This is a genomic window from Pseudomonas sp. ANT_J28, assembly GCF_008370005.1.
In the GTDB taxonomy this organism is placed as follows: Bacteria; Pseudomonadota; Gammaproteobacteria; order Pseudomonadales; family Pseudomonadaceae; genus Aquipseudomonas; species Aquipseudomonas frigoris.
In genome coordinates, this window is sequence record NZ_VOBM01000012.1 from 43,129 (window position 1) to 64,568 (window position 21,440).

The following is a 21,440-nucleotide window of genomic DNA, read 5'->3' on the forward strand; positions in this document are numbered from 1 at the left end:
AGCCAATCGACTGCCACCGCTAATGCGCCGCCTGCTGCGTCCGTTGCTGGACCCGTATCGGCGCTATCGCCACGCCAGGGTGATTCACGCGGTGCGTGTGTCGCTGGGGTTGCTGGCAACGATCCTGCTGACCACCGGCATCAATCTGCCCCACGGTGAGTGGGCGTCGGTGACGATGCTGGTGGTGATTGGCGGTTTGCAGCACCACGGAAACATCGGCAAAAAAGCCGCCGAACGCGCCATCGGCACCTTGATCGGCGCCGGCGTCGGCTTGATGCTGGTGGCGCAACAGGCGTGGCTCGGGATGCCGTGGCTAACCTATTTCGCGATGGCAGTGGTCTGTGGGTTCTTCTCGTACCACGCCATCGGCAAGGGCGGTTACACCGCGTTGCTGTCGGCGATTACCGTGTTTATCGTCGCGGGGCATGGCGATAATCCGATCACCGACGGGTTGTGGCGTGGGGTGGACATCCTGATCGGCATCGCCCTGGCTCTGGCATTTTCTTTCGCCCTGCCGCTCTACGCGGTTTATTCCTGGCGCTATAACCTGGCCGATGCCTTGCGCGACTGCGCGACGATCTACGGGCGCATCATCAATGGCCAATCGGTCACCGATGACGAACACCATAAACTCGTGGGCCGCCTGAACACCGTGATGGTGCAACTGCGCTCGTTGATGCCGTCGGTGTCCAAGGAAGTGCGGATCTCCATGACCGAACTCGATGCTATCCAACGCCATCTGCGGATGTGTGTCAGCACCCTGGAAATCCTCGGCAACACCCGACCTGACACCAGTGACCCCGATGCCATGGCCCATCTGCAATCGTCCTTGAAAGCCGAGCATCGGCTGATTCGGGTGCAACTGATCGGTATGGCCCGAGCACTGAAATCCGGTGCGTCCCAGCGGCTGAGTCGGCCTGTCGAGCTGCCGTCGGATTCAAGCCTGACCGCATCGGTTTACAATCCGCTGGACGGCTACCGGTTATTGGTCCGGCAGTTAGCCGCCAACATCGGCGAGATGCGCCAGCGCCTGGCCAAGACGGCACCGCGCTGGAACATCTGACGTTTCTTTACGGCTTACTGAGGCGTAACAGCCCGACGAAACTTAAGGTTCCAGCCCTGTTGCATGCCGGCAGCGGCCAACAGAATTGCGACGACACCGATCCATTGCAGCGGCTCCAGGCGATGGCCGAAGGCAAACCAGTCAACGAAAATCGCCGCAATCGGGTAGATGAAGGACAACGCACCGGTCAATGCCGTCGGCAGTTTTTGAATGGCGCCGTAGAGCAGCACGTACATCACGCCGGTGTGGACGATGCCCAGGGTGACCAGACTGGCCCACGCGCTCGGCGCTTGCGGCAGCGCCGAAAAGTGCGCGAATGGCGCGAGTAACAGCACGCCGGTGGTGACCTGAATCAGCGCGATCAGATGCGGCGGTGTGCCGGTCAGGCGTTTGATGATCAACGCGGCAATCGCGTAAAGGAATGCCGCCCCCAGCGCCAGAGCGACGCCTATCAGGTAATCATTGCCGCTCTCGCCCTGCCCGCCATGTGCACTGACAATCGCCAGCATCCCGAGAAACGAAATGCCCAGCCAGAACAGTTTCTGCAGGGTGATTTTCTCGTTGAGGAACAACGCGGCCAACCCCACCAGCATGAACGGCTGAATGTTGTAAACCGCTGTGCCGATGGCTATCGAGGCGCGGGAGTAAGAAGCAAACAACAGCACCCAGTTGCCGACAATCGCCACGCCGCTGAGCACGGCCAGCAAGAACGTAGTGCGGGTCAGAATGCCGGGGCGCAGGAAGCCGAATGCCGCGCAGATCAGCAACAACGTGCCGGCGCCGAACACGCAACGCCAGAACACTACGTCCAGCACCGGTTGCCCGGACACCAGCACGAACCAGCCGATGGTCCCGGAAATCAGCATGGCGGCGGTCATTTCGAATGACCCGTGACGTATTGTTTTGTCCATCATCAGACTCCTGTGTTTGAGCCCAAAGTATGCCAATCTGCCGAGGGGCTTCTCCAGCGCAAAAATCAGGCTAAACTCGGTTTCTGCCTTTTTTATCAAGGCAGTTTGAGTTAACTGCCTAATAGGGGTTTTGCCATGACCGACGATATTGACCAAGTGCTGATCACGGCATTGATGGAAGACTCACGCCGCTCGCTCAAGGCTCTGGCGCAAATCAGCGGCCTGTCTTCGCCCAGCGTCGCCGAGCGTTTACGCCGCCTCGAAGAGCGTGGCGTGCTCAAAGGCTATACTGTCGAGATCGACCCAAAATGCTTCGGCTATCAATTACAAGCCATCGTCCGCATTCGTCCGCTGCCCGGCCAGTTGCAGGAAGTGGAACGGCAGATTCAGGCCATTCCCGAATTTACCGAGTGCGACAAAGTCACCGGCGATGACTGTTTCATCGCCCGACTGCATGTGCGTTCGATGGAACAACTGGACACCCTGCTCGACCGCCTCAACACCCACGCCGAAACCAACACTGCAATCGTCAAGAAAACCCCGGTAAAGCGCCGCTTGCCACCGATGGCGTGACCCTTTACTCAAATCGCAGGCAAGAAAAAACCCGCCGAAGCGGGTTTTTCCCTCAACGCTGAAGATTAGTCATCGCGGCTCATGATGCCGAACAGCTGCAACAAGCTGATGAACAGGTTGTAGATCGATACATACAGGCTGATGGTCGCCATGATGTAGTTGCGCTCGCCGCCGTGAATGATGGCGCTGGTCTGGAACAGAATGCAGACCGAGGAGAACAGCACGAAACCTGCGCTGATCGCCAGTTGCAGACCGCTAATCTGGAAGAAGAAGCTCGCCAGTGTTGCACCCAGCAGCACGAAGAAGCCTGCGGTGATGAAACCACCCAGGAAGCTCATGTCCTTGCGGGTAATCAGCACGTAAGCCGACAGACCGCCGAACACCAGCGCTGTCATCGCGAAGGCCGAACTGACCACCTCGGCGCCGCCCTGCATACCCAGGTAACGGTTGAGGATCGGGCCGAGCAGGAAACCCATGAAACCGGTCAGGGCAAATGCCGACACCAGGCCCCAGGCCGAATCACGGAGTTTGTTGGTTAGGAAGAAAAGGCCGTAGAAACCGATCAGCACCACGAAAACGTTCGGGTAGCCGACACGCATCTGCTGAGCGACAAACGCCATCACGCCGCTGAATGCGAGGGTGAGAGCGAGTAAGCCGTAAGTGTTGCGCAGGACGCGGCTAACCTCTAGCTGCTCAACCTGCACGCTGTTATTAACTGCGTAATCCTGTTCGCGCATGGCGACACTCCTGTTGGTTTGAAACGTTCAGTCGCAAAGATCATAACAGACGCTCTGTAACAAGCTATGCAGAGAGTTTGACAGTGTGTTTCATTCAGGTATTATGGCGCCCGCAACGCAAACGGAGGTGTGGCCGAGTGGTTTAAGGCAACGGTCTTGAAAACCGTCGACTGTAACAGGTCCATGAGTTCGAATCCCATCGCCTCCGCCATCTTTATACGACAAAGCCCTGATTATTCAGGGCTTTGTCGTTTCTGGGGTTTGGTGAAAATCCACCAGCCCATACCTTGACCCGTAGCTTTCCCTGGTTACGCGAAACACGAAAGACCTGAAGGTTTAGCCAATCAGTTGCATCGACCGGTTGAATCCACAGCCAAAAGCGGCCAGTGATGAGGCACCTTAGGCCTTCAACAATCGGAGTGCTGTTCCAGTATTGCGCAGGCTTGGGTGGTAAAAATGTATCTCTTGTCTGATTGAAAAAGGATTACACCTTCATCACATAGGCGTTTGAGCACTTCACGCACACAAATGAACGACAACTCGGCAGCAAATGATTCCAGGTAGGCATGCACGTCGCGCGCATTGATGGAACGTCCATCTCTGGCGGCGATCAGCAAGGCATCGATAACTTTCAAGCGGATCAAGCTGGTGCGCAGTCCGTAGTAACGCAGCAACTCACGGATATGTTTATTAGTGCCGCGATCTGACTCGGATGCTCGTTGAGTTGCCGCTGCCTGGAATTGCAATTGCGTAACGGGGGGTGCCGATGCTGAGTGGTTGTACATGCGAATACTCCTTTTCAGAAATGTACGGTTTGCAAAGATTCGCTGAGTCCAAGTCTCCAGACTTGGACGCAAGACTGTTTTGTTTTGGTTTTTTTTGACATTTTTTTACCAATCTCTCTCGTAGCGTGGCTTGTCCGGCCATACAGGTAGCTGTCAATGAATCCCCCCAACCCTTGCGAAATGGACGAAGAAATCCTCACTCAAGCTGCGCATTGGTGTGTGCGATTGCATGATGAAACCTGCACGACCGAAGAACGCCTGACCTTTCAGCAGTGGATTCAGACCGATCCGCGTCACGCATTCGAGTACGCCAAAATGCTTGAAATCTGGGACCTCAGCGACCAGTTACCCGACAATCAAAGCACATCGAAAAAACTGCTGACCGACACATCAGCCCGGCATAACGGCGCCCGCAAAATGTAACGTGGGAGCTGAATCCACATTACCGCGTTCCATCGTCTGCCCCGGGCTCGGTGGGGCTGACACGGCGACTACGCAACCGATTTGCCGCGGACAAAACCCAGACAAAGAAAACCGGTACCCACAAGACCCCGAGCACTGTCGCCGCCAGCATACCGCCGATCACGCCTGTGCCGATCGCTCGCTGGCTGGCAGCTCCCGCACCAGTTGCAATAGCCAGAGGCACCACGCCGAGAATGAAGGCCAGGGACGTCATGACGATCGGACGAAAACGCAGACGCGCGGCCTGAGCCGCCGCTTGCGCAAGGCTCGCGCCCTGAACGTGAAGTGTCTTGGCAAACTCGACGATGAGGATTGCATTCTTCGCCGCCAGTCCAATGATCGTGATCAGCCCCACCTTGAAATAGACATCATTGGGCAGGCCCATGATCGTCACCGCGGCTACCGAACCGAGCATGCCGACAGGCACGATCAACAGCACGGCAAAGGGGATCGTCCAGCTTTCATACAGCGCCACCAGCACCAGCAGCACCACAATCAACGATAACGCCACCAGCAGCGGCACCTGATCGCTGGCCTGTTGTTCCTGAAGTGACAGCCCGGCCCATTCAAGGCTAAAACCGGCCGGTAACTGACGGGCGATTTTCTGCAGTTCTTCCATGGCTTGACCAGTGCTGTAACCCGGCGCGGCATCACCGGAAAAACGCAGCGACGCCGACCCGTTATAGCGCGCGATCTGCAGTGGCCCGACCTGCCACTCGAAACGGCTGAACGCTTCCAGTGGCACCAATCGGTTCTGTCGATTGGGCACTTGCAGGCGCAGCAGCGCTTCAGGCGTCTGTCGACTGATGCTGTCCGCCTGAACGATCACCCGCTGCATCCGCCCCTGATTGGCAAACTCATTGATTTGTTCCGAGCCCAGCGCCGAGGACAACGCTGAACTGATCACATCAAAACTCACACCGAGGGCTTCGGCTTTTTCGCGGTCGATGCTGACATTGATCTGCGGCGCATCCGCCAGGCCATCCTCCATCAGGTAATCGATCACCAGCGACGCCTTTGCCGCCTCCAGCAATTGGGTTCGGGCCTTCAACAGCGCTTCGTGCCCCTGCCCTGCCAGATCCTGCAACCGTAACTCGAAACCGTTCGAGGTGCCGAGGCCGTCCACCGGCGGCGGCACCACGCTGAACAGCGTGCCGTCAGCGGCGTTCTCAAAAGCCTCATTCGCGCGTCGGGCCACCGCGTCGCTGGCCTGGCCATCACCGCGAACCGACCAGTCCTTGAGGCTGGTAAACGACAACGCCGCGTTAGCCCCGACCCCGGAAAAACTGAACCCCATGATGGCCAGCACCTGATCCGTGGCGGGTTGCGCCAGGGCATAGTGCTCCCACGCTTGCACCGTCACATCCGTGCGCGAAGCCGAAGCCGCAGGTGGTAGCTGGATATCCGTGATGATGTAGCCCTGATCCTCGGACGGCATGAATGAGGATGGCAATCGGTGATAGGCAAAAGCGAGTACCAACAACAATATAAGGTACAGGCTCATGCTGCGAGTGCTGCGCCGGACCCAGCTCGAACTGAACCGCTCGTAGCGCCGGGCCAAGGCATCGAAGCGCCGATTGAAGCCGTTCGCCCAGCGGTTGGGTCGTAGCTCTTTCGCCGGGTCGAGGGGTTTTAGCAAGGTGGCACACAGGGCCGGGGTCAGGGTCAACGCCAGGAACCCGGAGAATAGAATCGACACCGACAGCGCCATGGAAAACTGCTGGTAGATCACCCCCACCGAACCGCCCATGAACGCCAACGGCAGGAATACCGCCGCCAGCACCAGGGTGATGCCAACAATCGCCCCGCTGATCTGCTGCATCGCTTTGCGGGTCGCGTCTTTGGGCGACAGGCGCTCCTGCGTGATCAAGCGCTCGACGTTCTCTACCACGACAATGGCGTCGTCCACCAGAATGCCAATGGCCAGCACCATGCCGAACAGGGTCATCATGTTGATCGAAAACCCTAGCGGCGCCATTACCGCGAGGGTGCCCAACAGGCAGACCGGCACCACGATGGCCGGAATCAGCGTGTAACGCAGGTTCTGCAAAAACAGCAGCATCACCAGGAACACCAGCACCATGGCTTCGATCAAGGTGTAGATGACTTGCTTGATCGCCACGTCGACAAAGTATGAGGTGTCATAAGGCACGCTCAGCGTCATGTTCGCTGGCAGCGTGCTCGACAGTTGATCCAGCCGGGCCTTGATCGCCGCCGCCGTTTGCAGCGCGTTGGCACCGGGTGCCAACTGCACCGACATGGCCGCCGCAGGTCTGCCGTTCAGGCGAGCGTCGAAGCGGTAGTCCTGACGACCCAGTTCGACTCGGGCCACATCGTGAATCCTGACACTGGAGCCGTCGTCATTGGCCCGCAGCATAATGTTGCCGAACGCCTCCACGGATTCGAGCTGACCCTGCACCATGACGGTGGCGGTAATGTGCTGCTCGGCAGGCCCCGGACGTTCGCCCATGCTGCCGGCGGGTACTTGCACGTTCTGCCCGGCGATGGCTTTACTGACATCGGCCATCGACAGGTTGTAACCCACAAGCCGGGCAGGATCGACCCAAATGCGCATGGCCCGTTCGGCGGTGTACATCTGCACCCGCCCTACCCCGGCCACGCGGCGAATCTCGTTATTGATGCCCCGCGCGGCGTAGTCTGCCAACCCGATCGAATCCTGCTGCCCATTGGTGTAGGACAAGGCATAGATCATCAGAAAGTTGGCACGTACCTGCTCCACTTTCAGGCCTTGCTCGATCACCGCTTGGGGCAAGCGCCCGACTACCCGTTGCAAGCGGTTCTGGACGTCGACCTGCGCCATGTCGGGATCGATGCCCGGTTTGAAGGTGATGGTGGTTTCGGCACTGCCGTTGGCACTGTTGGATTCGTAATACAGCAAATCCTTGATGCCGTTGAGCTCCTCCTCGATCAGACTGGTGATGTTCTGATTGATGATCTGCGCCGAGGCACCGGGGTAGCTGGCACTGACACTGATTTGCGGCGGTGCCACGTCCGGGTATTGGCTGACCGGCAAGGTGCCCAGGGTCAGCGCTCCTGCCAGCGCGATGAACAACGCGATGACCCAGGCGAAGTTCGGACGGTTAATGAAAAAATCGGGCATCGGTAAGATCCTGGCTAACAACCGTGGGTAAAAGCGCCACGCCCTCAGTTATGGGCCTGCTGTTCGGCCAAGGTGATTATGTTGACCCTGGTGCCGACACTGAGCTTGTCGGCGCGCTCGACCACCACTTGCTCGCCGGCCACTAGTCCCTGGGTGATCTGCCAGTCGGAACCGAGCATCGCGCCGGTGCTGACCACCCGTTCGCGCACCACCCCCTGGGCGTCCACCAGCATCAACCTGGCCTGGCCGTCGACACCGCGCTGCACAGCTTGCTGCGGCACGAACAACGCTTGCGGATCGATCCCCGCCGGCGCTACGACCCGCACATACATGCCCGGCAGCAGTACGCTGTCCGGGTTAGGAAACTCGCCGCGCAAGGTGACTTGCCCGGTGCTTCGATCGACCGAAATATCGGAGAACATCAACTTGCCTTGTCGAGTTTGTGCCGGAGTGCCGACCTGTACCGTAACCTTGGCTGCACCCGCACCGGTGAGCGTCAGACGACCACTGGCCACGGCTTGCTGCAAGGCCACGATCTGATCGACGGACTGGGTAAAGTCGGCGTAAATCGGGTCCAGTTGCTGAATCCGCGCCATTTGCGTGGCTTCGTCCTGGCCTACCAGTGCGCCCTCGCTGACCATGGCGCGGCCGATACGGCCACTGATCGCCGCTCGCACCTGACAGTAACCGAGGTTGAGTCGGGCGGTCGCCACATCGGCTTGAGCGGCCAGGCGGTTAGCCTTGGCGCTCTTGAGATCAGAGACCGCGTCGTCGAATACCTGCGGGCTGACGGCGTTGATTTCCACCAGTTGTTTGTAGCGTTGCACATGAGCGTTGGCGCGATAGACATCGGCTTCTGCTTTGGCCAAGGCGCCTTCGACCCGCATTAATGCAGCCTTGAGCGGCGCAGGGTCGATGCTGAAGAGCAGTTGGCCAGCCTTGACGTCGCTGCCCTCTTCAAAATGTCGGGTCAACACAACACCGGCAATCCGTGCGCGCACCTCGGCGATGCGCACCGGTTCTATTCGACCAGGCAGGTCTGAGGTCATGGCAAACGGTCGGGGTTGCACGGTGAGCGTCTTGACGTGCGGCGGCGACGTACTGTGTTCAGCGGACTGATCCTGTGCTCCACAGCCGTTCAATGCCAATACGGTCGCCAGCACCCACGTGGGTTTTATCGTCGCTAAAGCCCTACGCATTTTCAGTCCCTGTTCAAAACAAAAACGGGCTTGCCGTTCCATGTCGGCAAGCCCTGGGTGACGGCGAAGCATTAATGCTCAGGGCGCTCGTTGATCGTGCTGGCTGCCTGGAACAGGATTTGCGCGACGAAATCGATTTCCTGTTCGGTGATGATCAGCGGCGGCAAGAAGCGCACTGTCGCACCGTGGCGTCCGCCGAGTTCAACGATCAAACCGTGCTTCAGGCAAGCCCGCTGGAAGGCCTTGGCCCGGACCTGATCGACAGGTGGATGACCCTGGACGTCGAGTGCGCCTAGCGGGTCGACGATTTCCATGCCGAGCATCAAGCCGCGACCGCGCACATCGCCCACCCAGGCGAACTCGCTTTGCAGCATCTGCAACTGTTTGCGCAGATGTGCGCCGGCGGTTTCGGCGTGCGCCACCAGGCCCTGATCGCGTATGAAACGCAAGGTCGCGGTGCCGGCAGCCATGGCCAGTTGATTGCCCCGGAATGTGCCCGCGTGAGCGCCCGGCTGCCAGACATCCAGCGAATCGTTGTAGACCATCACCGACAGCGGCAGCCCGCCTCCGATAGCCTTGGACAAGGTGATGACGTCCGGCGTGATGCCCGATTGCTCGAAACCGAACATCCGACCACTGCGAGCGATGCCGCACTGGATCTCGTCGACGATCAACGGAATTCCGTGGGCCTTGGTCAATCGACGAAGCTCCTGAAGCCAGCGGTCCGGCGCGGCAATCACCCCACCCTCGCCCTGGATCGGTTCCAGAATCATTGCTGCCGGTGCGGTGACACCGCTTTCCGGGTCGTTGAGCAAATGTTCGAGGTAACGCACGTTCAACGTCACACCCTGATCACCGGCCACACCGAACGGGCAACGGTAATCATGGGGAAACGGCAGGCGCTGAACACCTGGCATAAGGGCACCGAGAGCATTTTTTGGTGACAGGTTACCGCTAATGGAAAGTGTCCCCAGCGTCATGCCGTGGTAAGCCCCTTCAAAGGCCAGTACCGAATGGCGTCCGGTGGCGGTGCGGGTCAGCTTCAGCGCTGCTTCGACTGCGTCGGCCCCGCTTGGGCCGCAAAACTGTATGCGTGCATTACGCGCGAAGTCAGCCGGCAGGCAGCCGAAGATTTCCTGTACGAATGCATCCTTCACCGGCGTCATGAGATCCAGAGTATGCATTGGCACACCCGCGGCCATGACCTGGGTTATGGCTTCGATAATCACTGGATGGTTGTGGCCCAGCGCCAGGGTGCCGGCGCCGGCCAGGCAATCGACGAACACTTGTCCGCGACTGTCCTGCACATAAATGCCATGGGCTCGTTCGAGCACAAGTGGAATGCGCCGAGGGTAACTGCGGGCGTTGGATTCCTGCTGTTGCTGACGTTCCAGCATCGGCGTCGAATCAAGGCAGTAAGGGCTCGACAGACCGGTGTGCAACAGGCGTAGCTGTTGCGCGCCACCCGACGTGACATTCGAAAAAGCACTCATGATTTCCTCCAGGGAGGCTGGGTTTGGAAAGGAACAATTGGCCTGAAAACGAGCGCGGAGAGATTGCCTCCCCGCGCTCATCGGCTTACATGTCGTAACGCAGAACCAGACCCACCGTGCGCGGCGCACCCACATCAATGATGCCGTCGCTCCGGTCGTTGGTGACGTATTCCTTGTCGAAAGCGTTTTTCACGAAACCGGACACAGCGACGTTCTTGGTCACCTTGTACTCGGTGTTGAAGTTGACCAGCACGTAGTTGTCGCTCTTGCGCTCGCCAGTAACCTTGCCGTCCGCGCCGAACTCGTATTCCGACGGCGCGGTGCTCTGGTAGGTAACGTCCGTGTTGAAGGTCAGGCGGTCGTCCCAGCGATAGATACCGCCCACCGACACCTTGTACTTGGGTGAAAGGAGGAACGATTCGCCGCTCATGTCCTGGCCTTCGCCGGTAACGAAGTCCTTGTATTTGCCATCGGTGTAAGCGCCACCGGCGGTCAGCGTCAGCTGTTCGGTGAGGTCTTTTTCGACGAAGACTTCCAGGCCCTTGATGTCGCTGCGACCGGCGTTGTAGATCTGAACGAAGGGGGTACCGCTCTGCCGCACACTGACCTGTTGGTCCTTCCAGTCGGTGTAGTACAGATTAGCGCGGGTGCGCAGGCTCTTGTCGAAGAACGAACCGCGGTAGGACAGCTCGTAGTTGGTGGTGTATTCCGGATCGTAGGCTTGGTGACCGCCACCGGCGCGGACGTTGACGCCACCGCCGCGATAGCCTTTTTGCACCATGAAACCGAGGTACTGATCCGTGGCCAGCTCGTAGTCGATACCGAGTTTCGGCAGTACCGCGTCAAACGACTTGCTGACTTGCCCCGGGCTGGAGAAGTCGTCCTGCTCGACGTCGGTGTCGTTCGTCTCGTGGTCGTAGCGCAGACCAGTGATCAGGGTCCAGCGCGGTGCGAACGTCCAGTTGACTTCACCGAACACTGCCTTGTTCTCAATCCGCGTATCACCCTTGGTGGTACCGAACAGTTCGTTGTCGAACAACAACCGGTCGTGGAAGTTGTTGGTGTTATGACCATAGTAGGCACCGACGAAACTCTTCACCGTGTCCGAGGCGTAATTCAGGCGCAGCTCCTGACTGAACAGGTCGCCGTCCTGCTTGCGCAGAACGATTTCATTGGAGTCAGCGGTCTGGTCGAAGTCCAGACGGGCGCTGTAGTCCGTACGGGTATTGGCGGTGAGGCTGGTCAGCGTCCAGGCATCGTTCAGGCGATAATCGATCTTGGCGCTGAGGGTATCCTGCTTGAGGTTGTCGAAGGCCTCGGTATTGGACGATATGTCGTAATAACTCGGCTTGCCGTTGAGACGCATCGTCGAGCGGTCGCCCTGACGGTGCTCGCTATGGGCGTAGGTCAGCAAAACGTCTGTGTCGTCATTGGGCAGGATCAGCAATTTGCCGCGGGTATTGCTGGTGCGATGCGGATTGGCGTCCTCATTGAGCGTGACGTTATCGATGTAACCGTCGCCGTCCTGATAATCCACGGCGATACGCCCGGCAATCTTGTCGTCGACGATCGAACCACCGCCGGCTACCGCCGCGCCCTTCTCACCATAGTTCCCCACATTGGTCTGCGCCGAGAAGCTCGGTTGGAAGGTTGGTTTTTTGGTCTGGATGACCACCGCGCCGGCCAGGGAGTTACGGCCCTGAGTGGTGGACTGCGGGCCGAGGAAAATTTCGACCTGTTCCGCATCCCACAGCGGCATCGGGCTGAGGGTCAGTGCACGGTTCGGCTGCACGGCACCGTCGACATAAACCGATACCGCACCGTTGAGGGTGGCCGGGCCCTGGTCGTCGAAACCGGACACCGGCACACCGCGAATACCCCAGTTTTCGTTACCGGCCTGGCTGTACACACCCGGCGTACGGGCAAACACGTCGACCAGGCTTTGGTCGGCCTTCTCGCGTAGTTGCTGCTCGGTGACAACCACGACGCTGGACTGGGTTTTCTCCAGGGAGCGGTTGATTTTTTCACCCGTCACCGTGATCGGAGCGATCTCCATTGTGTTCGACTGCTCGGCCGCCCATGCGCTGTTAGCCAGGCAGACCGCCGACCCCACAGCCAACGCAATTGTGTTCTTTTTGAAATTCACGCCCCGCTCCCATGCGACAGATATTTTTTGTTTTTTCGGCCGGCCAAATGCTCATTCGGGCCAGCGGGGCGGAGTCTAATCCAAAAAAAAACTTAAAGGAATAGTATTGATAATCTATCTCATTAACACCTAATATGCCGCCGTGTATCAGAGCGAATACATTTCAGTCGAACTCTGCAACGGCGGCCTCTGCCCTGTTTCCAAGGTCTGCCCAAGCCGCCCGACTGGCCGAATAAAGATAAAAAAGGAAGTACAAAGGATGACCTCAATCGAACACCTGAGCGGGCGTTCCGAGTCTTTCTCCATTGCTCCAGCGGATGGCAACGAGCAGTCGTTACCCGTGTTGGTGCAGGCGACGCCGGGACAGTCGATTCATAATCTCGACCCGTCAGTTCGCGACACGTTGCCCCACGCGCTGACCACCATTGGTGGCGTGCTGTTTCGAGGATTCACTGTCGCCACACCTATCGACTTCAAGCGCTTCGCCGCCAGTTTCGGCGCACCGCTGGCCAGTTACGAATTCGGTTCCACGCCACGCAGCAAAGTCTTTGCCGGGGTGTATAGCTCCACCGAATACCCGGCCCATCAATTCATTCCCTTGCACAACGAGCAGGCCTACACCCGACCGTGGCCTTCGCGCATCTGGTTCCACTGCATCAAGGCCAGTGAGACCGGTGGCGAAACACCGATTGCCGACAGCCGCCTGATCTACCAGCGCATGCCCGCCGAGATCCGCGAACTGTTCGCCAGTCGCGAGCTGCTCTATGTACGTAACTACAGCGGCGCGCTGGATCTGCCGTGGCAGAAAGTGTTCAACACCGAGGACCGCGCCCAGGCTGAACGCTACTGCCGGGACAACGACATCGAGTGGGAATGGAAAGCCGACGGCGACCTGCGCACTCGCCAGCGTTGCGCCGCCGTGCTGCAGCACCCTGATACCGGTGAGTGGGTCTGGTTCAATCAGGCGCACTTGTTTCATGTCTCGGCCATCGAGCCGGGCGTGCGCGCCAGCCTGCTCGCCGCGGTGGGTGAAGAGAACCTGCCCCGCCATGTTTACTTCGGTGACGGCTCGGCGATTCCCGATGAGGTGCTCGATACCGTGCGCGAGGTCTATCGCCAGACCGCCATCAGTTTCCACTGGCAACCCGGCGACATCCTGATGCTTGACAATCGACTGGTCGCACACGGCCGCAATCCTTACACCGGTGACCGCAAAGTCATCGTTGCCATGGCGTGAATTCCACCATGTTCTCATTCAATCACTGGATCGAAGTACTGGAAGCCAATGCCCGGCACTTCCCACAGCGTGCAGCCCTGCACTTCTTGCCGAACGGCGTCGAGATCGGCGAAACCCTGACCTTTGCCCAACTGCATGAACAGAGCCGGTCGCTGGCGGCGGCGCTGCAAGCGCGCTACGCGCCGGGAGATCGGGTGTTGTTGATGCTGCCCAGCAGCCTCGACTACGCCCGTGCGTTCTGTGCCTGTTTGTATGCCGGCCTGATCGCCGTACCGTTGTTCCCGCCACCGTCGCGCAAACCGCGCCACCTGGATCGCGTGCGCAACGTGGTGGTGGATGCACAGCCAGCGTTGATTCTGGCACCGGAGGATCATTGCCAGGGACTGCTGGAATTAGTGAAGGGCAAGGTTGACGTGTCGACAGTCCAGGGTCTCGGTCTGCCGCCGGCCAGTGAATGGAAACGTCCTGATGTTGATGGTGCCACCGTGGCTTTCCTGCAATACACCTCGGGCTCCACTGGTGCACCCAAAGGCGTTGAAGTGCGTCAGCGCAACCTGATCGCCAACGTCGAACTGATGCGCCAGGCATACGGTTTCGATGAGCACGGCGGCATGGTCAACTGGTTGCCGCTGTACCACGACATGGGTTTGATTGGTGGCATGCTGGCACCGCTATATAGCGGCATGCCTTGCTACCTGATGGCGTCGCAAACGTTCGTCAATGCGCCCTCGACCTGGCTTCAGGCGTTGAGCCGCTACCGCGCCACCGCCAGTTTTGCCCCCAATTTCGCCTACGCCCTGTGCAATCGGGTAGTCAGCGACAACCTGATTGCCCAGCTCGACTTGAGTGCCTGGCAACACGCAATCAACGGAGCCGAGCCGATCCACCCCGGCACCCTTGAAGCCTTTGCCCAGCGCTTTGCCGCTTGCGGCCTCAACCCATTGGCGATCAGCCCCGGTTATGGCCAGGCCGAAGCCACGCTGTGCGTCAGCGCAACGCCAGCCGACGCGCTGCCGGTGGTGCTTCGCTTGGATAAAGCAGTGCTGGAAACCGGTCGTGTTGCTCTGGCGGCCACCGATGCCGCCGCCGTGGAATTCGTCGCCTGCGGTTACCCGCAGGCCTTGCATGACATTGCCATTGCCGATCCTCAGAGTCACGAGCGCTGCGCCGACGACCGCGTTGGCGAAGTCTGGCTGAGGGGCCCGAGCAACGCCGAAGCCTATTGGAAAAATCCAGAAGCCAGTCGCGAAGCCTTTGAAGCACGCATTGTCGGCGAGCCGGGCCATTACCTGCGTTCCGGCGATCTGGGCTTCATGCACGAAGGTCAGGTGGTGATCTGCGGGCGGCTCAAGGACTTGCTGATTCTCAACGGGCGCAACCTGTACCCCCACGACATCGAATTCGCCATTACCGATTTCGAGCCGGGCATTCGCACCGGACGTATCGCTGCGTTCTCGCAAATGGACCCGGTGCTGGGCCGCGAGAAACTGGTGATCGTCGCCGAGCCGCAACGCAAGTTCGTCGACCCGGCGCATCACCCGGCGCTGTTTGCGTCGATGCAAAACGCCGTGCGCGAAGCCGCCGACTGCGGCATCGATCAGATCGTGCTGGTGGAAGCCGGCACCATCCCGATGACCACCAGCGGCAAGATCGCCCGTCAAGGCGCGTGCAAACAACTGGCCGCCGGCACCTTGAGCATCATCGCCCAGAGCGGTGGGCAGACCGCACCAAACAGTGAAACCATTGCCCTCAATCAACTGAAGCACCTCGTGGGCACGCCGCAACGCGCGCAGACTGCTTGCCGCCAATGGCTTGAGCAAACCTTGCGCGAGGTCAATCCGTACCTTGCGGCAGACTTCGAACTGAGCTTGATCGGCCTGGGCCTGGACTCCATCAGCGTGGCCGACTTCGCCGCCCGCCTGCACAAGGATCTGGGCTGGAACCTCGATATTCAAAGCCTGTTCGGTGAACAAACCCTGGCCGAATGGGCGCTGGCCTTGCAGGTATACCTGAGCGAGTCGGCCCCGGCGCCCAGCGCCTCGACCACCCATGCAAACGTCAGCCAAAGTCGCCAATCTTTCGCCCAAAGCCGCCTGTGGTTCTTGCGTCAACTGAACCCGGACGACACCCGACACAACCTGGTGTTGCGCCTGAGTCTGCAAGGTCCGATCAACGTCGAAACCTTGGCGCTACGGCTGAACACACTGGTCAACCGTCACAGCGTATTGCGTACGGTGTATCGCGACGGGGTCAATGGCCCGCAGCAACAGGTGTTGTCGGCCAGCGCCGTGCCACTGACCTGGCACGACCTGCGTAACCAGAGCGAGCCGCAGCAACAGCAAGCACTCCACGATTGTCTGGCCAATGAACACGCCACTCCGGTTGAACTGGAAAGCGGCCCGCTGCTGCGCGCGCAACTGCTCAGCCGCAACGACGAGCGACACGACCTGCTGCTGACCCTGCATCACATCGCGTTCGACGGCCGCTCGGCGCAAGTGTTGCTGGCGGAACTGGCCGGCGTCACCAACACCGAAGTGCCGGTGCAGTACCTGGATTTCGCCCACTGGGAAGCCGGGCACTGGAGCGCACAACGGATTGCTGCCGAACAGGATTTCTGGCGTGAGCATCTGGCGCATGTGCCTCAAACCCTCGACCTGGGTGGCAGCGGCCAGACTCAAGGCGAGCACAATCTGAACTTCACCGTGCCTCAGGCCACCTGCGAACACCTCGCAGCCATGGCCCGCGAACACGGCATGACGCTATTCATGCTGTTGCTGACCAGCTATCAACTGGTGCTCAAGCAATTGGGTGGCCAGGAGCAATTTCTGCTGGGTACCGATGTCAGCGGCCGGCCGTTGGCGGAACACAACGACGTCATCGGTTTCTTTGTCAACCAGTTGACCCTGCGCTGCGACCTGCGCGGCGAGCCGACCCTGGCCGGTTTTCTTGAGCGGGTCCGCGATGGCGCGCGGCAGGCCTACGCCCATCAGGGCCTGCCTTTCGATCTGGTGGTGTCGGCACTGGCACCGGAGCGCCGCCCCGGTCACTCGCCGCTGTTCCAGGTCAAGCTCAACTATCAACCGTCGCGGGTAACACCGACCGATATCGCTGGTGCGCACATGACCACGCTGGACGTGGCGCAGGCACCGGGCGATTTCCACCTGGTGCTTGATCTGGTGCACGGCACTGAAGGCATCGACGCAACCCTCAAATACCGCGGCGACTGCTTCGATCAGGATCGCGCCTTGCGCCTGCAACATCTGTGGACACGTCTGTTGGACGAAACCCGCAACCTACTGGACAAGCCGCTGCCGGCACTGGCCGAACGTCTCGACGCATGGGATCAAACGTTCCAGCGCGAACGCCAACAGTCCCAAGCCCTGGCCGGGCGCAGCCAGCTGATGCAAACCAAACGTCGCTCCTTGACCCTTTAACCGAGTTGGATGCCTTTATGTCTATCGTGCCCCCATCGTCTCGCGCCCTCGGCGCTGTGCGCCGCAAAGCCATGAACGTCTCGGAACAGCAACTGGTCAGCGAGCGTTTGCTCAGCCCCGACCACGCCTTGCCGCTGGTGATCGAGCCGGCGGTTAGCGGCGTCGATCTGGTTGCCTGGGCAACCCGGGAACGTGAAAGCCTGGAGAAGAAACTGCTACAATACGGCGCCCTGTTGTTTCGCGGTTTCTCCGTATTGTCCGTGGAGCAATTCGATCAGGTGATCGCCGCCCTCTCCCCCGGCGCGCTGGAATACATGTTCCGCGCCTCGCCGCGCACCCGGGTTGGCGGCAACATCTACACCTCGACCGATTACCCGGCCGACCAGATGATTTTCCCGCACAACGAACATTCCTATTCGCCACGCTTTCCGCTGCGGTTGTTCTTCTACTGCCATATCCCGTCCGAAACCGGCGGCGAAACGCCGATCGGCTCGACGCGTGCCGTGAAGGCGAGCATCAGCCCCGAGATCGAAGCACGTTTCCGTGAAAAAGGTGTGCTTTACGTGCGCAACTATGGCGACGGTTTCGGCCTGCCGTGGCAGACCGTGTTCCAGTCCGAAGACCGCAGCGAAGTGGAAGCCTACTGCGCCAGCGTTGGCATCGAAGTGGAATGGAAAGAAAACAACCGCTTGCGCACCCGCCAGCGTGGGCCGGCGTTGGTGCGTCACCCGCGTACCGGCGAAGAAGTCTGGTTCAACCACGCGACCTTCTTCCACATCAGCACCCTGCCCCCGGCGATCCGCGATTCGCTGCAAAGCAACTTCAACGACCTCGACCTGCCCACCAACACCTTTTATGGCGACGGCGAACCGATCGAACCGCAAGTACTGGAGTCCCTGCGAGCAGCCTACCTCGACTCGCTGGTGCGGTTCAGTTGGCAACAGGGCGATGTGTTGTTCATCGACAACATGCTCGCGGTACACGGTCGTGAACCCTTCACCGGCAAGCGCGCAATCATGACCGGCATGGCTGAAGCCATGCTGCAGAGTGACGTTGCCGTCTGACTTTCAACGGGTACACCAGCTGCTCGCCCGGGGCTTGCCTGACATCTGTCCGGCGAGCCTCGGCGCCGCTGTCGTGGCCCAGTTTCAAGCCCCATTTTTAGTCGAGTTGAACATGAGCGGACTTCAAGGTTTTCGTATTTCGCCGCAACAGGCATCGGTGTACCCGCACATCAACGACGCGGTCGAACACTCATTCAGTTGCCATTTGCAGTGGTCGTTATCCCGGCCGGTGGACGTCGATGCACTGAACAGCCGTCTACTGACATTGTTGACCGACAGTGAAATCCTGCGCACGCGCCTGACGCCGGTGCCGGGCTTGCGCCACCCGGTGCAAGTGATTCACGACAACTGCGCACTGGCCGTGACCGTTCAGGACTTGCGTCAGCACAGCTGCGCCGAACAGGAAATCGAGCTGACCCGCCTTGCCGCGCAGGCCCGCGACTGGACGAATCCGCTCGCCGTGACGCTGGTGCAACTGCCGAACGAACAATCGGTGCTGGATCTGGCCGCCGCCAGCAGCCACTTCGACCTCGCCAGCCTGAAACTGCTGGCGGGCATATTGCTGCAAGACACCCAACCCGACCTGTCCGAATCGCTGCAATACGCCGATTACGCCGAGTGGCGCTGGAGCCTGACAGAAGACGAGCCGGACCATCCGGGCGTGAACTTCTGGAAGCCATTGAGCGAAACCGAACAGCCGACCTTGCAGCTATCGCTTGAATCCGCCATCGGCAGCGGATTTTCGCCGGCACACATGGAGATCGCAGTGCCCAGCGATCTCACCCGCCATCCGTCCCTGACCTCAAACCTGATGTTGACAGCCTGGGCCGCAGTACTCGGGCGACTCGCCGGCCAGCAGCAGGTCCCGATCACATTGATCCACGAAAGCCGTGGCCCGGAACTGGAAAACGCCCTTGGTTTGTTCGAGCAGTGCCTGCCGGTGCGCATCGATATGGATGCTCAGACGACCCTGCTGGAGCAAAGTCAGCACGTCGGCGCGATGATCGAACGCACGGCTGGCTGGCAGGACCATTACACCCAAAGCCTGACGGGCGGTTACGCTTTCGCCTGGCGCTCGGGTGATACCCAAGAGCGTCATGCCAGCGCCGTAATGAGCCCGGTAAAGGCTTGCCTGGACGTCCGTCAATTGCCCGACAGCCTGCGCGCTCAAGTGGTTTACGACCGCCACACGTTAAGCAGTGAAGCGGCGGCCTGTCTCGCCGAACAATGGCTGCAACTGCTGCTGGGCGCGCTGGCCGAACCGCAGCAAGCCTGGGCTCGTCTGCCACTGAACGGACCGCTTCAGGCACAGATTATCGGTGCCCAACCGAGCTTGCCGTCGATTGAGCCGGTGACCCTGGTCGAGCTGATTGCCCGTCAGGTCCAGCAGCAGCCAAACGCTATCGCGCTCAGCGATAAGGACGGCGACCTGAGCTACGCCCAGCTCGATGCCTGCGCGAATTATCTGGCCCATCAACTGGCGGCGGCCGGCATCGGCCCAGGCGTGCCCGTCGGCATTCTGTTCGCCCGCAGCAACGCCGCCATCGTCGCCATGCTTGCGGTGTTGAAGGCCGGTGGCGCTTACGTGCCGGTTGATCCGACCTACCCGGCGGATCGCCGCGCCTACATGCTCGCCGACAGTGCCATTGCACACATCGTGGTCAGCGCCGAGCTGGCCGACAGCGTGCCCGCCAGCCTGCAACGCTTCGTGCTGGATGACCTGACGACCTCCAACACCAACGACCTGCCGCCACTGCCCATGCCCGACGCGGATGACCTGGCGTACCTGATTTACACCTCCGGTTCCACCGGCGCACCAAAAGCCGTGGAAATCTGCCACGGTGCACTGAGTTTCTCCACGCAGGTGCGCATGGCCGCTTATGAAGCGCCTGTACGCGCCTACCTGCTGTTGTCTTCATTTGCCTTCGACAGCTCGGTCGCCGGGATATTCTGGACCCTGGCCCAGGGCGGGCGTCTGGTGCTGCCAGCGACGGGCGAGGAGCTTGAGATGGCCCGTCTGGCGCAGTTGATTGCCCAGCATCGGGTCAGCCATGGTCTGTCGCTGCCGTCGCTGTATCAGGCCTTGCTCGATCAGTTACAGCGTGCCGGGGCGGCCGACAGCCTTGAGTGCTGGATTGTCGCCGGTGAAGCCTGCCCGCCATCGTTGATCGCCCAGCACAGCAAGACCTTGCCGCACGCGCAACTGGTGAATGAATACGGCCCAACCGAAGCCACGGTCTGGGCCACTTATGAAGTGCTGGACCCGAGTCGCGCCTTGACCATTGGCCGGCCGATTGCCGGGATGGATCTGCGGGTGCTGAACGAACACGGCATCACCAGCGGCATCGGCGAGCCGGGAGAAATAGTGCTCGCAGGCCCGACCCTGGCGCGTGGCTATCGGAACAAACCCGAAGAAACCGCCAAAGCCTTTGTCACCTTGGCCGATGGCACCCGCGCCTACCGCACCGGCGACCTGGCCTGCTGGCTGGCGGATGGACGCCTGGCGTTCCTCGGCCGCAAGGACCATCAGGTCAAGTTGCGCGGCTACCGCATCGAGCTCGGGGAAATCGAGCGTCAACTGTGCAGCCACAGCGACGTGCGCGAAGCCGCGGTGATCGTGCAGGAGCACGCCGCCGGCAAGCGTCTGCAGGCCTACATCCTGGCCGCTCATGGCTACGCGCCGGACTCGGAAGCGATCAAGCGCTTTCTCGGTGAACGCCTGCCGTCGTATATGGTGCCGGCCCGAGTGCTGACCCTGTCGACCTTCCCGCGCACGCCAAACGGCAAGCTCGACACTCGCCAGTTACCCGACCCGGATCAGTTCGACGAAGGCGCCCACGTGGAACCGCGCAATGCACTGGAAGCCGCCCTGCAAACCATCATCGCCAAGGTCTTGAAGCTGTCGACCGTGAGCGTCACCGAGAACTTCTTTGCCATCGGCGGTGACTCGATCCTGAGCCTGCAAGTAGTGGCCCAGGCCCACGAGCAAGGTATCGCGCTTTCCGCCAAACATGTGTTCGAGCGCCAGACCATTGCCGCAATGGCCGAGGTCGCGCAACCGCTGGTCGTCATGACCACTGAGCCGCAACCCGACAGCACCGAGTTCAGCGCTTCGGGTATGTCTGATGACGAAATGCAAGCGCTGATGGCCGAACTGAACGAGGCCGACCTGTGACCGAGTTCTCGCGCGAACGTGCCATCGCCGTTGCCCCTTT

The 21,440-nt window shown here is 60.1% G+C and carries 14 protein-coding genes and 1 tRNA gene; 8 read left to right on the plus strand and 7 right to left on the minus strand.

Annotated features, from left to right (window positions below):
- The first annotated feature begins 22 nt into the window (after window positions 1–22).
- Entirely contained in the window at window positions 23–1,063 is a 1,041-nt protein-coding gene (locus FQ187_RS10795; protein WP_178122702.1) for an FUSC family protein, read from the plus strand.
- 14 nt (window positions 1,064–1,077) lie between these two features.
- Here the strand turns inward: FQ187_RS10795 and FQ187_RS10800 are convergent, their stop codons facing one another.
- Window positions 1,078–1,974, minus strand: a complete 897-nt coding sequence (locus FQ187_RS10800; protein WP_149629444.1) for a DMT family transporter — start codon at window positions 1,972–1,974, stop codon at window positions 1,078–1,080.
- Between the two features lie 135 nt (window positions 1,975–2,109).
- Here FQ187_RS10800 and FQ187_RS10805 point away from each other — a divergent pair, with 135 nt between their 5' ends.
- A complete protein-coding gene (locus FQ187_RS10805) occupies window positions 2,110–2,547 on the plus strand; it encodes an Lrp/AsnC family transcriptional regulator (RefSeq protein WP_008155029.1) in 438 nt (145 codons plus the stop codon).
- 65 nt (window positions 2,548–2,612) lie between these two features.
- Here the strand turns inward: FQ187_RS10805 and FQ187_RS10810 are convergent, their stop codons facing one another.
- On the minus strand, window positions 2,613–3,284 hold the full coding sequence (locus tag FQ187_RS10810; protein WP_149629445.1) for a Bax inhibitor-1/YccA family protein: 672 nt from the start codon (window positions 3,282–3,284) through the stop codon (window positions 2,613–2,615).
- A 123-nt stretch (window positions 3,285–3,407) separates the two neighbouring features.
- On the opposite strand from FQ187_RS10810, the gene FQ187_RS10815 reads away from it, so the two are divergent.
- Window positions 3,408–3,495, plus strand: a tRNA-Ser gene (locus FQ187_RS10815).
- Between the two features lie 196 nt (window positions 3,496–3,691).
- Here the strand turns inward: FQ187_RS10815 and FQ187_RS10820 are convergent.
- On the minus strand, window positions 3,692–4,069 hold the full coding sequence (locus FQ187_RS10820; protein ID WP_149629446.1) for a fe2+ zn2+ uptake regulation protein: 378 nt from the start codon (window positions 4,067–4,069) through the stop codon (window positions 3,692–3,694).
- A gap of 156 nt (window positions 4,070–4,225) precedes the next feature.
- Here FQ187_RS10820 and FQ187_RS10825 point away from each other — a divergent pair, with 156 nt between their 5' ends.
- Window positions 4,226–4,492, plus strand: a complete 267-nt coding sequence (locus FQ187_RS10825; protein ID WP_149629447.1) for a DUF4880 domain-containing protein — start codon at window positions 4,226–4,228, stop codon at window positions 4,490–4,492.
- A gap of 19 nt (window positions 4,493–4,511) precedes the next feature.
- Here the strand turns inward: FQ187_RS10825 and FQ187_RS10830 are convergent, their stop codons facing one another.
- The 4 genes from FQ187_RS10830 to FQ187_RS10845 all read right to left on the minus strand — a co-directional run bounded on the left by FQ187_RS10830 (window position 4,512) and on the right by FQ187_RS10845 (window position 12,490).
- Entirely contained in the window at window positions 4,512–7,652 is a 3,141-nt protein-coding gene (locus tag FQ187_RS10830; protein WP_149629448.1) for a multidrug efflux RND transporter permease subunit, read from the minus strand.
- Between the two features lie 44 nt (window positions 7,653–7,696).
- Window positions 7,697–8,851 (minus strand): efflux RND transporter periplasmic adaptor subunit, encoded by a 1,155-nt coding sequence (locus tag FQ187_RS10835; RefSeq protein WP_149629449.1) that lies wholly within the window; start codon window positions 8,849–8,851, stop codon window positions 7,697–7,699.
- 71 nt (window positions 8,852–8,922) lie between these two features.
- Complete coding sequence (locus FQ187_RS10840; RefSeq protein WP_149629450.1) at window positions 8,923–10,344, minus strand: diaminobutyrate--2-oxoglutarate transaminase; 1,422 nt, start codon at window positions 10,342–10,344, stop codon at window positions 8,923–8,925.
- Between the two features lie 85 nt (window positions 10,345–10,429).
- The gene (locus FQ187_RS10845) at window positions 10,430–12,490 is read right to left on the minus strand and encodes a TonB-dependent receptor (protein ID WP_149629451.1); all 2,061 of its coding nucleotides are present in this window, start codon (window positions 12,488–12,490) and stop codon (window positions 10,430–10,432) included.
- Between the two features lie 259 nt (window positions 12,491–12,749).
- On the opposite strand from FQ187_RS10845, the gene FQ187_RS10850 reads away from it, so the two are divergent.
- From FQ187_RS10850 to FQ187_RS10865, 4 genes are all read left to right on the plus strand, one after another.
- Window positions 12,750–13,727 (plus strand): TauD/TfdA family dioxygenase, encoded by a 978-nt coding sequence (locus tag FQ187_RS10850; RefSeq protein ID WP_149629452.1) that lies wholly within the window; start codon window positions 12,750–12,752, stop codon window positions 13,725–13,727.
- An 8-nt stretch (window positions 13,728–13,735) separates the two neighbouring features.
- Window positions 13,736–17,161, plus strand: a complete 3,426-nt coding sequence (locus FQ187_RS10855; RefSeq protein ID WP_149629453.1) for a condensation domain-containing protein — start codon at window positions 13,736–13,738, stop codon at window positions 17,159–17,161.
- A gap of 17 nt (window positions 17,162–17,178) precedes the next feature.
- Window positions 17,179–18,225, plus strand: a complete 1,047-nt coding sequence (locus tag FQ187_RS10860; RefSeq protein WP_149629454.1) for a TauD/TfdA family dioxygenase — start codon at window positions 17,179–17,181, stop codon at window positions 18,223–18,225.
- A 112-nt stretch (window positions 18,226–18,337) separates the two neighbouring features.
- Window positions 18,338–21,400, plus strand: a complete 3,063-nt coding sequence (locus FQ187_RS10865; RefSeq protein ID WP_149629455.1) for an amino acid adenylation domain-containing protein — start codon at window positions 18,338–18,340, stop codon at window positions 21,398–21,400.
- Window positions 21,401–21,440 lie beyond the last annotated feature (40 nt).